The organism is Micromonospora matsumotoense (assembly GCF_050951065.1).
Taxonomy (GTDB): Bacteria; Actinomycetota; Actinomycetes; order Mycobacteriales; family Micromonosporaceae; genus Micromonospora; species Micromonospora matsumotoensis.
In genome coordinates this window covers 4,434,327-4,447,611 of the sequence record NZ_CP192025.1, presented here as the reverse complement: position 1 = coordinate 4,447,611, position 13,285 = coordinate 4,434,327, and the positions used below count along the sequence as shown (strand labels likewise).

At 73.2% G+C, this 13,285-nt stretch carries 11 protein-coding genes; 9 read left to right on the top strand and 2 right to left on the bottom strand.

Going from position 1 to position 13,285, the window contains the following annotated elements; all coding sequences use genetic code 11:
- The first annotated feature begins 46 nt into the window (after positions 1 to 46).
- From ACQP1S_RS19455 to ACQP1S_RS19445, 3 genes are all read left to right on the top strand, one after another.
- Positions 47 to 733, top strand: a complete 687-nt coding sequence (locus ACQP1S_RS19455) for a TetR/AcrR family transcriptional regulator (protein WP_432897391.1) — start codon at positions 47 to 49, stop codon at positions 731 to 733.
- Positions 734 to 1,347: 614 nt separating this feature from the next.
- The gene (locus ACQP1S_RS19450; protein WP_255554102.1) at positions 1,348 to 1,473 is read left to right on the top strand and encodes a hypothetical protein; all 126 of its coding nucleotides are present in this window, start codon (positions 1,348 to 1,350) and stop codon (positions 1,471 to 1,473) included.
- 130 nt (positions 1,474 to 1,603) lie between these two features.
- Positions 1,604 to 2,674 carry a TauD/TfdA family dioxygenase gene (locus ACQP1S_RS19445; RefSeq protein WP_432897387.1) on the top strand — a complete coding sequence of 357 codons (1,071 nt, stop codon included), beginning with the start codon at positions 1,604 to 1,606 and terminating at the stop codon, positions 2,672 to 2,674.
- Between the two features lie 414 nt (positions 2,675 to 3,088).
- Here the strand turns inward: ACQP1S_RS19445 and ACQP1S_RS19440 are convergent, their stop codons facing one another.
- Complete coding sequence (locus ACQP1S_RS19440; protein ID WP_432897384.1) at positions 3,089 to 5,350, bottom strand: cytochrome P450/oxidoreductase; 2,262 nt, start codon at positions 5,348 to 5,350, stop codon at positions 3,089 to 3,091.
- 208 nt (positions 5,351 to 5,558) lie between these two features.
- A complete protein-coding gene (locus tag ACQP1S_RS19435; protein WP_432897381.1) occupies positions 5,559 to 6,641 on the bottom strand; it encodes an NAD(P)-dependent alcohol dehydrogenase in 1,083 nt (360 codons plus the stop codon).
- A gap of 72 nt (positions 6,642 to 6,713) precedes the next feature.
- On the opposite strand from ACQP1S_RS19435, the gene ACQP1S_RS19430 reads away from it, so the two are divergent.
- The 6 genes from ACQP1S_RS19430 to ACQP1S_RS19405 all read left to right on the top strand — a co-directional run bounded on the left by ACQP1S_RS19430 (position 6,714) and on the right by ACQP1S_RS19405 (position 13,253).
- Positions 6,714 to 8,183, top strand: coding sequence for an aldehyde dehydrogenase family protein (locus tag ACQP1S_RS19430; protein ID WP_091243714.1), 1,470 nt, complete (start codon positions 6,714 to 6,716; stop codon positions 8,181 to 8,183).
- Between the two features lie 238 nt (positions 8,184 to 8,421).
- On the top strand, positions 8,422 to 8,958 hold the full coding sequence (locus ACQP1S_RS19425; protein ID WP_432897378.1) for a hypothetical protein: 537 nt from the start codon (positions 8,422 to 8,424) through the stop codon (positions 8,956 to 8,958).
- Positions 8,886 to 9,512, top strand: coding sequence for a PucR family transcriptional regulator (locus ACQP1S_RS19420; RefSeq protein WP_432897375.1), 627 nt, complete (start codon positions 8,886 to 8,888; stop codon positions 9,510 to 9,512). The genes ACQP1S_RS19425 and ACQP1S_RS19420 overlap by 73 nt, the downstream gene beginning before the upstream one ends.
- A gap of 173 nt (positions 9,513 to 9,685) precedes the next feature.
- Complete coding sequence (locus ACQP1S_RS19415) at positions 9,686 to 10,708, top strand: zinc-binding dehydrogenase (protein ID WP_432897372.1); 1,023 nt, start codon at positions 9,686 to 9,688, stop codon at positions 10,706 to 10,708.
- Positions 10,705 to 12,177, top strand: a complete 1,473-nt coding sequence (locus ACQP1S_RS19410) for an amidohydrolase family protein (RefSeq protein WP_432897369.1) — start codon at positions 10,705 to 10,707, stop codon at positions 12,175 to 12,177. The genes ACQP1S_RS19415 and ACQP1S_RS19410 overlap by 4 nt, the downstream gene beginning before the upstream one ends.
- Positions 12,174 to 13,253 carry a BMP family ABC transporter substrate-binding protein gene (locus ACQP1S_RS19405; RefSeq protein WP_432897366.1) on the top strand — a complete coding sequence of 360 codons (1,080 nt, stop codon included), beginning with the start codon at positions 12,174 to 12,176 and terminating at the stop codon, positions 13,251 to 13,253. Before ACQP1S_RS19410 ends, ACQP1S_RS19405 begins: the two co-directional genes overlap by 4 nt.
- Positions 13,254 to 13,285 lie beyond the last annotated feature (32 nt).

Sequence of the window (13,285 nt, the reverse complement as noted above, 5' to 3'; positions counted from 1 at the left end):
GTAGCACAGAAGTTGAGGCATTCCTCAAGTTGGTATGGTGTGGAACATGTCCCCTGAACGCGCACCAGTCGCGACCGCGACCGCGGCCTCCGCTCCCGCCCGGCGGCTGCGCCGCGACGCTCAGCGCAATCGCGATTCGCTGCTGGCCGCCGCCCGGGCCGTGTTCGCCGAGCACGGGATGCAGGCGTCACTGGAACAGGTCGCCAAGCGCGCCGGGGTGGCCATCGGCACGCTCTACAACCACTTCCCCGCCCGGCTGGACCTGGTGCAGGAGGTCTTCGCCGGCAAGCTCGCGATCTGGGTCGCCGCTGCCGAGCAGGCCCTGAGCATGGACGACGCATGGGAGGGGCTGTGCCTGTTCCTGGAAACCATGTGCGAACTCCAGGCCCGCGACCGAGGCTTCAACGACTTCGCCTCGATCCGGCTGCCAGAGAACGCCTGCCTGGCCGGCCAGCAGACCCGGATCCATGACCTCGGCGTGCGCATCGTCGAACGGGCGCGAGAACAGGGCCGCCTCCGGCCCGACCTGGTACCCGAGGACCTCGCCTTCGTCATCTGGTCCCACAGCCGGATCATCGAGGCGACCGACGGGATCGCCCCGCACGCCTGGCGCCGCCACCTGTACCTGATGCTCGACGGCTTCCGCGCCGAGCGCGCCCACCCGCTCCCCGAACCGCCCCTGACCCCCACACAGCTCTACCGCGCCATGCGCCGCCTCGGCGGCACCGACTGACTACCCGGACGCGCCGAGCCGGTGACCGTCATGCCGGACGAGTCCGTTCCCAACGCCTGGCCGTCAGCGCACCAAGCGCCCCTCCGGAACCGCCAACCTGCAACCGTCTTGGCAGCTCGAACACGAGGTCAGACCGCGCATCGGCCCAGCTCAACGCGGGCGATGCCACGGGCAAGCCCTGCAGGCTTGTCTCCAGCCGGGGGCACACTACAGAACTGCATGCCCCGCAACTCGGCCCAGATCGGGCATGTATGCCCCAAGATGCCCGTCCGGTGGTCGAGGACGCGATCACGCTGGCAGCCATCAGCGCTCACGGCAAGGACGTCGCGATCGAGCTGGCCGCGAGGCTGATCACCGAGCACCGAGCGAAGGCGAGAATCTGATAACTCAGTTCTGGGGTGCGGCGTTCTCCGTGTTCGGCTCCCGGGTGTGATCGAGGTTGCCGGATAGTTACTCCCGGTAACCGCATGCTGCCGGTTGCTGCGGAGCGTGCGAGGGTGCCGTCGGGCCCGCCCCAACGTCGGCCAGATCATATTGCGAGACGGTGTCTCTGTTGACGTCGCAGCGGGGGTTGGTTAGCCTGGAGCGATCATCGCCAGCCGCAGGAGAACGCCATGATCCGAGTTCCGCAAGGCTCTGGATTGCTGGTGCGCGGCTACGAGGAGCCGTTGCGGGTACACCCGCCGCGGGAGGGCATGCGCCCCGGGACCGCCGCCGGGGACCCGCAGACCCCGTTCTGATGGATAGGCGCGCCGCCTCCCGTCCGGGACACGGCGATCGCCCACGTCGTTGATCAGCCCGGTGGGCGGCACCGCCCACGCCGGGACATTGACCCGTTTTCCGCAGAACCGACCCTCGGAGCGCACCATCATGACCACCGCAATCGATCTCGCCCCCATCTCCGGCCCGTCCGCCTGGCGCGGTGACGAGCTGCGTACCTCGACCGAATGGGTCTACCAGCTCAGCGACGCCGAACTCGCCGAGCTGGAGACCGTCGGCCGGCGGTTCGTCGCCGACAACCCCGACCTGCGTACGGTGACCGCCGCCGACTACCCGTTGCCGGCCTGTGCCGGGCTCAACGAGGAGTGCGCCCGCCAGCTCGACAGCGGACGCGGCTTCATCCTGGTCCGGGGCCTGCGCACGGAGGAGTACGGCGACGCCCTCGCCGGGGCGATCTTCTACCTGATGGGGCTGCACCTCGGCGTGCCGATGGGGCAGAACCAGATGGGCGACGTGCTCGACCACGTCATCGCCACCTCCAACAAGACCCTCGACGACCCGTCGGCCCTGCCGTCGCGGGTCCGCGACCGGCTGCCGTTCCACTCCGACAGCTCCGACGTGGTCGCGCTGATGTGCCTGCGGGCGGCCAAGGCCGGCGGGGCGAGCAGCCTGGTCAGCGGCACCACCATCTACAACGAGATCCTGCGCCGCCGGCCCGACCTCGCGCCGCTGCTATTCGAGCCCTGGCACTGGGACTGGTACAAGCAGGACCACCAGGCCCCGGCGAAGACCTACGCCTCGCCGATCTGCAGTTACGTCGACGGCGTGTTCAGCACCTACGCCGGCAGCTCGATGATCTTCTCGGCGCAGGACTACCCCGAGGTGCCCCGGCTCACCGACGCGCAGATCGAGCTGCTGCACCTCTACGACGAGGTCTCCCAGTCCGCCGGCCTGGCCCTGGACATGGACTTCCAGCCCGGCGACGTGCAGTGGCTGTTGAACTACGCCGCCCTGCACTCGCGTACCGGTTACGTCGACTTCCCGGAGCCGGAGCGTCGCCGGCACCTGCTGCGCCTGTGGCTCAAGCGGGACGTCGGCCGGCCGCTGGTCGACAGCTTCGGCAAGCACGTGGTGACCGACCGGGAAACCGCGGTCGTCACGCCGGGCGGCCGGTTCCACATCGCCGAGGCGGTCGAGCCCAACTTCGAGTGGGGCAACTGACCCACCGGCCCCTCGTCAGGACGGCCCGCAGCGCCCCAGTGTCGTGGCGCGGCGGGCCGTCCGCGTGTGGTCTCCGGTAAGGCCGTCCGGTCACGCGTGGTGCTGCGGGTCGTTCCCGGGGGGTTGTGGCGCTGCGGCCCCGGCCGGGGCCGGTCTCGGGTGGTGCCGCGCCGTCCGGTCAGCTCACCGGGTGGCGGTGAGCGGCCGTGTACCGGTGTCCGGTGCGACCCGGCGGGCCGCTTGGGCGTTGACCCTGATCGAGACCCGGACCAGCCCGGGCCCAGCATGCTGTCGTGATGGCGCAGGGTGGCCGGGCCGTGCCACGCAACGTCCCGCCCGGAATGGGCCGCCCGGCCAGGGACAGTCGGACGGGCCGGCCCCAAGGGGTGGGCCGGCCCCGTCCGGGGGAGGGTGCTACAGGTCGAGCACCAGCCGCTCCGAGCGGCACCGTCCGACGCAGATCATCATGCTCCGGCCAGCTGCGCGCTCCTCGTCGGTGAGCAGCGAGTCGCGGTGCTCCGGAGTGCCGGCCAGCACCCGGGTCTCACACGCGCCGCAGTAGCCCTTCTCGCAGTCGTAGGTCAGGCCGGGCACCACCTCGCGCAGCACGTCGATCATGCGGCGGTCCCTCGGCACCCGCAGGGTCGCCCCGGTCCGCGCCAGGTGCACCTCGAACTCGGTGTTCGCCGCCGGGTCGAAGGCGACCTCCAGGTCGTCACCGGCGGTGAACCGCTCGACGTGCAGCTGCCCCGACCGGTCCGTCTCGGCGCAGACCCGCTCCACCGCGTCGATCATGCCGGTCGGCCCGCAGCAGTAGACGGCGGTGTCCGCCCCGGTGGAGTCGAGCAGCGCCCGCAGGTCGGGCAGGCCGGCCTCGTCCTGCGGCAGCAGGGTGACCCGGTCCCCGGCCAGCGCCACCACCTCGTCGACGAAGGCCATCGAGGCCCGGCTCCGCCCGCCGTACACCAGCCGGAACGGCACGCCCCGACGGTCGGCCTCGCGGGCCATCGCCAGGATCGGGGTGATCCCGATGCCCCCGGCGAGGAAGAGGTAGCCGGGGGCGTCGACGAGCGGGAAGTGGTTGCGGGGGCCGCGCACGGAGAGGGTGACGCCCGCGCGGGCCAGCGTGTGCAGCTCCACCGAACCGCCCCGGCCGGCCGGCTCGCGCAGGGCCGCGATCCGGTAGTGCCGGGCGTCGTCCGGGTCGCCGCACAGGGAGTACTGCCGGACCCGCCCGGACGGCAGCCGCACCTCCAGGTGCGCGCCCGGCGTCCAGGGCGGCAGCTCCGCGCCGGCCGGGTCGGCCAGGCGTACCTCCAGCACCTCGTCGGTGACGGTGCCGGTGGCCGCCATGACCAGGTCCCGGTCGCCGGTCAGGCTGGCGGTGGGCCGGGTCCCCGCCGCGTCGGCGTCGCGGCGGGGACCCGGAGTGAAGACGGCCGGGATGGCGTCCCAGCCGCTCTGGTTGCCCCGGGTGGGGTAGGCGACGAGGCCCTCCTCCACGACCCGGAAGTCGGGCAGCCGGGTGAGCACCTGCGTGATCATCTCGCGGAACATCAGCCGGGCCAGGTGGGCGCCGGCGCAGCGGTGGCTGCCGATGCCGAAGCTCAGGTGCCGGGCGGCGTCGCGGTCCAACCGGAGCTGCTCGGGGTCGGGGAAGACGACGGGGTCGTGGTTCGCCGCGACCCAGGGGATCAGGACCCGCTCACCGGAGCTGACCGGGCAGCCGCCGACCTCGGTGTCGGCCCGCACGGTACGGGCCATCGACTGGGACGGGGCGAACACCCGCAGGAACTCGTCGGTGGCGGTGAGCAGCAGGTCGGGGGAGTCGATCAGGCGCTGCCGGTCGTCGGGGTGGCGGCTCAGGTGAACCAGGGTGGAGCCGGTCAGCGAGGTGGTGGTGTCCACCCCGCCCGCGATCAGCAGCCCGATGACGGAGACCAGCTCGTCGGCGGCGAACAGCTCCCCGTCGGGGCGACGCTGGGCGGCCAGGTAGCTCACCGCGTCGCCGGTCGGCGCGGCGCGACGATCGACGATCAGCTCCCGGATCCGCTGGTCGAGGTAGGCCAGGCCGGCGGCACCGCGCACGGCGCGCTCGCTGCCGGGCAGCGCGGCGAAGATGTCGTGGATCGGGCCGGCCAGCTTGGCCCAGTCGGATTCGGGGAAGCCCAGCCAGTCGAGGGTGACGGCAGCCGGCAGCGGGTTGGTCAGGTCGCGGACGAAGTCCACCGACCCCTCGGCGATGAAGGCGTCCACCACGCGGGTGGTGTGCCGGGCGACCATCGGGGCCAACTCGGCCACCGCGTCCTGGGTGAGCAGCGGGTTGATCAGGTCGCGGTAGCCGGTCGCGGCGGGCGGGTCCAGCTCGATCGGGTACTGCTCCAGGCCGGGGCCCCGGGGGATGACGATGGCGGTGCCGTCGCCGCCGGCGGTGGACCGGGCGGAGGAGAAGGTGTCGTCGTCGCGGGCGATCCGGACCACGTCGGCGTACCGGGTGGTATAGACGAAGCCGCCGTGCGCGTCGGTACGACCCACCGGGCAGGTCTGCCGGAACTCCCGGTAGTAGCCCACCGGGTCGGTGTTGCACTCGGCCGAGTGGTGGTCGAAGGGCGCGACGGGCCGGTCTTCGGTCGCGGTCTGCGCGGCGGCCGGGGCGGTGCGCTGCTGTTCGGTCATCGGGACGTGCTCCACAGGTGCGGGACGCTGCGCGGTGTTGCCCAGCCGCGCCACTGGGTGTGGGTCTGACGCCAAGGGTAATGTCGCTCACATGGCGAGACAATGTTTCGCCATGAGATACAGCGCTGTCGATTTCGCCCGATCCGGCCAGGTGGGCGGGGTTGCCGGCCTCGGCGGGTGGTCGCGCCAGCGGACGGGGGCCGGCCCGTCAGAGGGTCAGGACGGCCTTGCCGACCTCGCCGGACCGCAGCGCCGCCACCGCCTCGTTGATCTGCTCGAACGGGAACCGGGTGATCAGGCGGTCCACCGGGAAGTTGCCGGCGGCGTGCAGGTCCAGCAGCTTCGGCAGGAAGACCTGGGGCAGGCTGCTGCCGCCGATGATGCCGGTGATGCTGCGGCCGTTGAGCACGCTGCGCCACTCGAAGCTCATCTGCTCGCTCGGGCCGATCCCGACCACGCCGCAGCGGCCGAGCGGGCCGAGCGACTCGACGGCCAGCCGGAGTACGTCCTCCCGGCCGGTGGTGTCGATCGCGACGTCGAAGCCGTGCGGGGCGATCGCGGTCAGCAGCTCGCGCGGGTCGCCGTCGGCGGAATTCACCCCGTGGGTCGCGCCCAGCAGTCGGGCCGTGTCGAGCTTGCCGGCGTTGACGTCGACCGCCGCCACGACGGCGCAACCGGCCACCCGCGCGGCCAGGATCGCCGCGACGCCGACCGCGCCCGCGCCGAAGACGACGAGCGTGGAGCCGACCTCCGGGCGCAGCACGTTGAGCACCGCGCCGGCACCGGTGCCGAAGCCGCAGCCGAACGGGCCGACCACGCCCAGGTCGACCTCCTTGCTGATGGGCACCACCGCGCGGGCCGGGGCGACCACGTGACTGGCGAACGACGACTGACCCAGGAAGTGGCCGTTGACCTGCTGCCCGTCGCGGGACAGTGCCGAGCTGCCGTCGGGTCGCCGGCCGGAGAAGTTGACCGCGTCGAACTGGCGGCAGTAGGCGGGGTTTCCGCCCCGGCACAGCGGGCAGTCGCCGCAGGAGGTGAAGCTCATCGCGACGTGGTCGCCCGGGGAGATGCCGGTGACCCGCGCGCCGACCTGCTCGACCACCCCGCTGCCCTCGTGGCCGAGCACCGCCGGGGTGGGGAAGAAGTTGGCGAACTCCAGGTCGGTGGCGCAGATCCCGACGCTGTGCACCCGGACCAGCACCTCGTCCGGCCCGGGGTCGGCGAGGTCGATCTGCTGCAGGGTGAACGGTCCTCCCGCGTTCTCCAGCACCGCCGCTGTGATCCGCACGCGCCCTCCTAGTGACTCACAAAGCGAGATTGCATCTTGACATGCGAAACGTAGAGGGTCAAGGATTCGCACATGGCTGACCTGGACATTCCCACCGCCCGCCAGCTCATCGACGGCGCCTGGACCGCCGCCGCCGACGGTGGTGAGCTACCGGTGCTCGATCCCGCCACCCGGGAGACCATCCAGTCGGTGGCCCGCGCCCGCGCGGTCGACGTCGACCACGCCGTCGCCGCCGCCCGGCGGGCCGCCCCCGGCTGGGCGGCGACCTCGCCCAGCGAGCGCGGCGCGATCCTGCGTCGCTGGGCCGACCTGATCGGCGCGCACGTCGAGCAACTCGCCGAGCACGAGTCGCGTGACGTGGGCAAACCCCGTTCCGGCGGGCGGCTCAACATGTACATCACCCAGGGCATCGTCGACTACTTCGCCGGGGCCGCGGACAAGCTCACCGGGGTCACCCTGCCCACCCGTACGCCGGACTACTTCGGCTACACCCGGCCCGAGCCGTACGGGGTCTGTGCGGTGATCATCCCGTGGAACGTGCCGGCCGTGCTCACCGTGGCCAACGTCGCCCCGGCGCTGGCCGCCGGCAACACGGTGGTGCTGAAGCCGTCCGAGATCGCGCCGCTGTCGCCGTTCGCGCTGGCCGAGCTGGGCCGCCGGGCGGGGCTGCCGCCGGGCGTGCTCAACGTGGTCACCGGGCTCGGCCCCGAGGCCGGGGTCGCGCTCACCGGGCACCCCGACATCGACCACATCAGCTTCGTCGGCTCGACGGTCACCGGCCGGGCCGTGATGCGGGCTGCCGCGCAGCACCTGGTGCCGGTCAAGCTGGAGCTGGGCGGAAAGTCCCCGAACGTGGTCTTCGCCGACGCCGACCTGGACGTGGCGATCCCGGCGATCATCGCCTCGATCACCGAGAACGCCGGGCAGAACTGCTACGCCGGCTCCCGGCTGCTGGTCGAGGAGTCGATCCGGGCGCAGGTGGTGGAGCGGGTCGCCGCCGGCATGGCGGCGATCCGGACCGGCCCCTGGGACCAGGACCTGGACATGGGGCCGCTGGTCAGCCAGGCCCAGTACGAGCGGGTCCGGGGCTTCCTGGCCGAGGCCCCGTCCGCCGGGGCCCGGCTGGTCACCGGCGGCGAGCCGGCCACCGCCGCGTTCGACGACGGCTGGTACGTCGCCCCGACCGTCTTCGACCAGGTCGACTCGGACATGCGGCTGGCCCGGGAGGAGGTCTTCGGCCCGGTGCTGGCGGTGCAGGGCTTCCGGGGGGTCGACGAGGCGGTGGCACTGATGAACGGCACCGACTTCGGGTTGCTGGCCTGCATCTGGACCAGCGACGTGTCCCGGGCGCTGCGGGTGGCCGGGCAGGCCCGCGCCGGGCAGGTGGCGGTCAACCAGTTCCACGACGCCGGAGTGATCGGCTTTCCGTTCAACATGCAGAAGGAGAGCGGCTTCAGCCGGGGCGGCGGCTACGCGGCGCTGCGCGAGTACACCCAGGAGAAGGCCGTCGCGGTCCGGCTGCTCGACCGACCGTCGGCGTGAGCCGACCGGGTGAGCTGGCGGCGGCGCGACCACGGCTGGCCGTCGCCGCCGGACCGCCACCGGCCGCGTTCGCCCAGTGGCTCACCGAACTCGCCTTCGCCGGTGCCGGCTGGCCGGAGCTGCTGGCCGCGCTGGCCGAGCGGACCGGGGCGGCCTGCCGGCTGGTGGCCGAGACGGGGAGCTGCTCGCCGCCAGCGACGGTGCGGACGGCCCTCGTTGCGCCGCCGCGCCGGACGACGTGCGCCGCGCCCTGGTCGCCCAGGATGCCCGCCGACCCGTACCGGGCGGTCGGGCCGGCGGCGCGGGGGTGCCGGGCGGCGTGCCGACCCCGGTGCGCTGTGCCGACGGGTGGACCGGTCGGGCGGTGGCGGTGGGCACGGGGTCCCGCCGGCTCGGCGCGCTGCTGCTGGCCGAGCCGGTCACGGCGGGGCAGTTGGCGTTCGCGGGGGCCGCGACCACCGCACTGTTGATCGAGGCGGTCCGGCACGAGTCGCCGCCGCCTGCCGTCCGGGACGCCGCGACGGTGCTGCGGGCCCTGCGCGACGGCCTCGGCGACCCCGCCGGGTCGTCACCCGGACCCACCGGGGGCGAGGCCGGACTGCTCCGGTCGGGCGAGACCGGGCCGTCCCCTGCCGGGGGACCGGGCTGCTGCGGGCCGGCGAGGCCGAGCTGCTGCGGGCGGGTGCGGCGCACGGCTGGCGGTTGGACCAGCCGCACGCCGTCGCCGGGATCGCGTACACGGGGGCGCAGCAGCGCCGGTGGGCGTCCGCGCTGAGCTGGCTGGACCGGCCGGTGCTGGCCGAGGGGCGACGGGCCTGGACCCTGCTGCACGGTGACGTGGAGCACGAGGTGACCCGGCTGCGGGTCCGGTTGGACCAGATCGTGGGGGCCGGTCAGGTGCGGGTGGTCGCCGGGTCGCTGGTGACCGGGCCGGCCCGGACGGCGGTCTCGTTCCGTGACGCGGACCGGTTGCTGCGGCTGCTGCTGCGCTCGCCGGACGAGCGGCCCGAGCTGCCGTTCGGGCAGGCGGGGTTGGCGCAGGTCCTGTTGGCCGTGCCGGACGAGCGGTTGCGCTGGTTCGTGCACCGGCACCTGGGGCCGATCGCGCACCGCGACGACCTGCTGCGCACCCTGGACTGCTGGTTGGCGACCGGGGGCAGTCGGCAGGCGGTCAGCGAACGACTGCATCTGCACCGCAACTCGGTGGGCTACCGGGTCGGCCTGATCAAGCGGCTGCTGGGGGTCGATCCGCTCGATCCGCAGACGGTCGCGGTGCTGCGTACGGCGCTGGCCGCGCGGGAGTTGCTGGCCGCGTCCGAGGCCGGTTGATCCCCTGGTGGGCGGCCTGTGAACGGCCTGTACGACCGGCTTCGTTAACCGTTCCGCCTCTTTTGCGGCAAGCCGTTGACACGCCGCCGCCCCGCAGGCAGAGTACGTCGCTAAGCAACGAGAATCACAATGCAAGACGCCATATTGACTGGTAGACCATGGGGGAGGTTGCGATGCGGGCGATGGTCCAGACCGGTTTCGGGGGTCCCGAGGTGCTGCGCCTACGGCACCTGCCCGACCCCGAGCCGGGCGCGGGCGACGTGGTCGTCCGGGTGCACACCGCCGCCCTCAACCGCCTCGACCTGCTCCAGCGGCGGACCGCCCTGCTCCCCGGCTTCGCGCTGCCGCACGTCGGCGGCATGGACGTCGCCGGGCAGGTCACCGCCGTCGGGCCGCAGGTCACCACGGTACGCCCCGGAGACCGGGTGCTGATCGACCCGACCATCGGCTGCGGAGCCTGTGCCACCTGCAAGAACGGTCAACCGGGCTACTGTGCGACGCTGGCCGTGGTCGGCGGCAACCGCCCCGGCGGCTTCGCCGAATTCGTCACCGTCCCGGCCACCGTGGTGCACCGGGTGCCCGCGCACGTCGACCTCGCCGACGCCGCCGCGCTGCCCACCGCCTGGAGCCTCGGCTGGCACGCCGTGCACCGCGTCGGCGCGGTCCGCGCCGGGGAGTGGGTACTGGTGCAGGCCGCCACGAGCGCGGTCAGCATCGCCGCCATCCAACTTGCCCGCCGGGCCGGCGCCCGGGTGCTCGCCGTGGCGCGTACCGAGGCCAAGCGGGCCGTCGCCGCGGACCTCGGCGCGGACGTGCTCGACCTGAACGACCGGACCGTCGAGCAGGTGCGCGAGCGCACCGACGGCCACGGCGTCGACCTGGTCGTCGACCACGTCGGCACCGCCACCTGGGCCACCTCGCTGGCCAGCCTGCGCACCGGCGGACGGATCGTGCTGCTCGGCAACACCACCGGCGACCAGGTCAGCTTCTCCCTCTCCGACGTCTACCGGCGCGGGCTGCGGCTGCTCGGGGCGGGGGCGTACAGCCCGGCCGACTTCGCCGACATGCTCGACGCCTACTTCACCGGTGGCCTGCGGGTCGTCCGGGGGGCGGAATACCCGCTGGCCGACCTGACCGAGGCGTACGCCCGGCAGGAGTCCGGCGACCTCATCGGCAAGATCCTCGTCCGGCCATGACCGCCCCGACGGCGCACACCGCCGACCTCCGCCCGGCCGACCTGCTGATCGTCGACGCCGAGATCGTCACCATGACGCCCGACCGGGTGGTGGTCCCCGGCGGCACCATCGCCGTGGTCGACGGCCGGATCGCCGCGATCGGGCCGGCGGCGACGCTGCGCGCGGCGTACCCGGGCAGTCCCGAACTCGACGCCGCCGGCTGCCTCGTCGTCCCCGGCCTGGTCAACGCCCACCAGCACACCACCGCCGACCCGCTGGTGCGCAGCAGCATCCCCGACGACGTCCCCGCCCAGCAGGCCATCTTCGACTGGATCGTGCCGCTGCACAGCGCGGTCACCGGCGACGACGACGAACTGTCCGCCACCCTCACCGCCGTCGAGTCGCTCAGCTACGGGGTCACCACCCTGCTGGAACCCGGCACGGTGGCCCACCCGCTGCGGGTCGCCCGGGGGCTGCGCGCGGCCGGCATCCGGGCCCGGGTCGGCGGCTGGGGCTGGGACGCCCCCGACGTGCCCTACGCCCGGCCGGCCGCCGACACCCTCGCCGTGCAGGCCGACACCGTCGCCGCCCTGGCCGGCGACCCGCTGGTCACCGGTTGGATCACCCTGGTCGGGCACGACCTGGTCAGCGACGAGCTGTTCACCGGCGCGGCGGACCTGGCCGACCGGCTCGACGTGGGAATGACCTGGCACCTGTCGCCCGGCCCCGAGGACGCCGCCGCCTACGCCGCCGCCGGTCGGGCCCGGCCGGTGCGGCACCTGCGTGACCTCGGCGTGCTCGGCCCCCGACTGCTGCTCGGCCACGCGGTGTGGCTCGACGACGCCGAGGTCGACGCGCTCGTCGAGACCGGCACGGCGGTCGCCTCCTGCCCGGGGGCCTACCTGCGGCTCGGTCAGGGCTTCAGCCGGGCCGGCCGGCACACCGCGCTGCACCGGGCCGGCGGCCGGCTCGCGCTGGGCTGCGACTCGCACAACGCCGGGGACACCCCGGACCTGTGGCGGGCCGCCCGACTCTTCGCCGGCCTGGAGCGGGACCGGGGCGTCCCCGACCCGCTGCGCGCCGACGAGGTCTTCGCCCTGGCCACCGTCGACGGCGCCGCCGCCGTCGGGCTGGGGGCGCAGACCGGCTCGATCGAGGTCGGCAAGGCCGCCGACCTGGTGCTGCTGGACACCCGGACCATCCCCTGGACCCCGCGCGGTGACCTGCCCACCCAGCTCGTCTGGGGTGCGGCCGGGCACACCGTCCGGGACGTCCTGGTCGACGGCCGGCTGGTGGTCCGCGACGGGCGGATCACCACCGTCGACATCGACGCCCTGCGCGAGGAGGCCGCCCAGCGTCGGGCCGCCCTGCTGCGCCGGGTCGGCATCGACATCCCCCCTCGCTGGCCCTCCGTGCCAGCGACCGAGTACTCCGCGCGCCGGTCCGTGCCGGGCCGCGCGCCGACCCCACGTGAAGGGAAAGCACCATGACAATGAGGATTGGTCGGGGTCCGGCAGCGCTGCTCGCCGGCGCGCTGGGATTCACCCTGTTCGGTTGCGCCAGCAACGACGCGACCGCCCCCTCGACGGCGGGCTCGGCCAGCAGCAGTGCGGCCCCCGCCGGGCAGCCGGACGCCAACGGCGACGGCAAGGTGGTCATCGGGGTACTCAGCCCCGGCGACATCAACGACAACGGCTACTACGAGAGCTTCGTGGTCGGTGCCGAGAAGTTCGCCACCGAGAAGGGCTGGCAGGTCATCAAGCGCGGCAACGTGCCGCCGACCGAGGCGCTCAGCTCCGCCCGCGCGCTGTGCCAGCAGGGCGTGGACATGGTGGCGCTCGGGGCCTCCGAGCTCAAGGACGCCATCCCGGCCTCCGAGGAAGCGGTCTGCGCCAAGACCTCCTGGTACGTGCCGTCGTCGGAGAACATCCCGCAGACGCCCCGGGTGACGCTGTCCAGCGACGACCCCAACCAGAGCATGCTCGCCGCCGGGTACGCCACCGGCCTGGTCATGCAGCAGAAGAACGCCACCAAGGCCGGCTTCGTCACGGGCATGGAGGCCGACTTCTCGGTCAACGCCGCCAAGGCGTACAAGGCGGGCATCCGGATGGTGGTGCCGAACGCGACCCTGGTGACCACCTACACCGGTGACTTCAACGACTCGGCGAAGGCCCGGGAGGCCGTCCAGGCGCAGATCAGCCAGGGCGTCAAGGTCGTCTACCCGTACCTGGGTGGGGCCACCGACGCCGCCGCCAAGCTGGCCAACACCGGCGGCGCGCTCACCCTGACCCCGGGCACCGACCGGTGCGACTCGACCGACCCGCGCTTCGACATCTCGGTCATCTTCGACCCGGGCGCGTACTTCGCCGCCGCGCTGGAGCTGTTCGCCAAGGGTGAGATGACCCTCGGCACCACCAAGAAGTGGGAGCTGGGCAAGGACCCGTACCCGGCCGTCAAGATCTGCAAGCCGACGCCGGAGCAGACCCAGAAGATGGACGCCTTCGTCGCCGACGTGGCCAGTGGCAAGACCGACACCGCCGCGACGGTCGCCAGGCTCGGTTCCTGATTCCCGCTGCCCGACGACCAACGAGGTGAAAC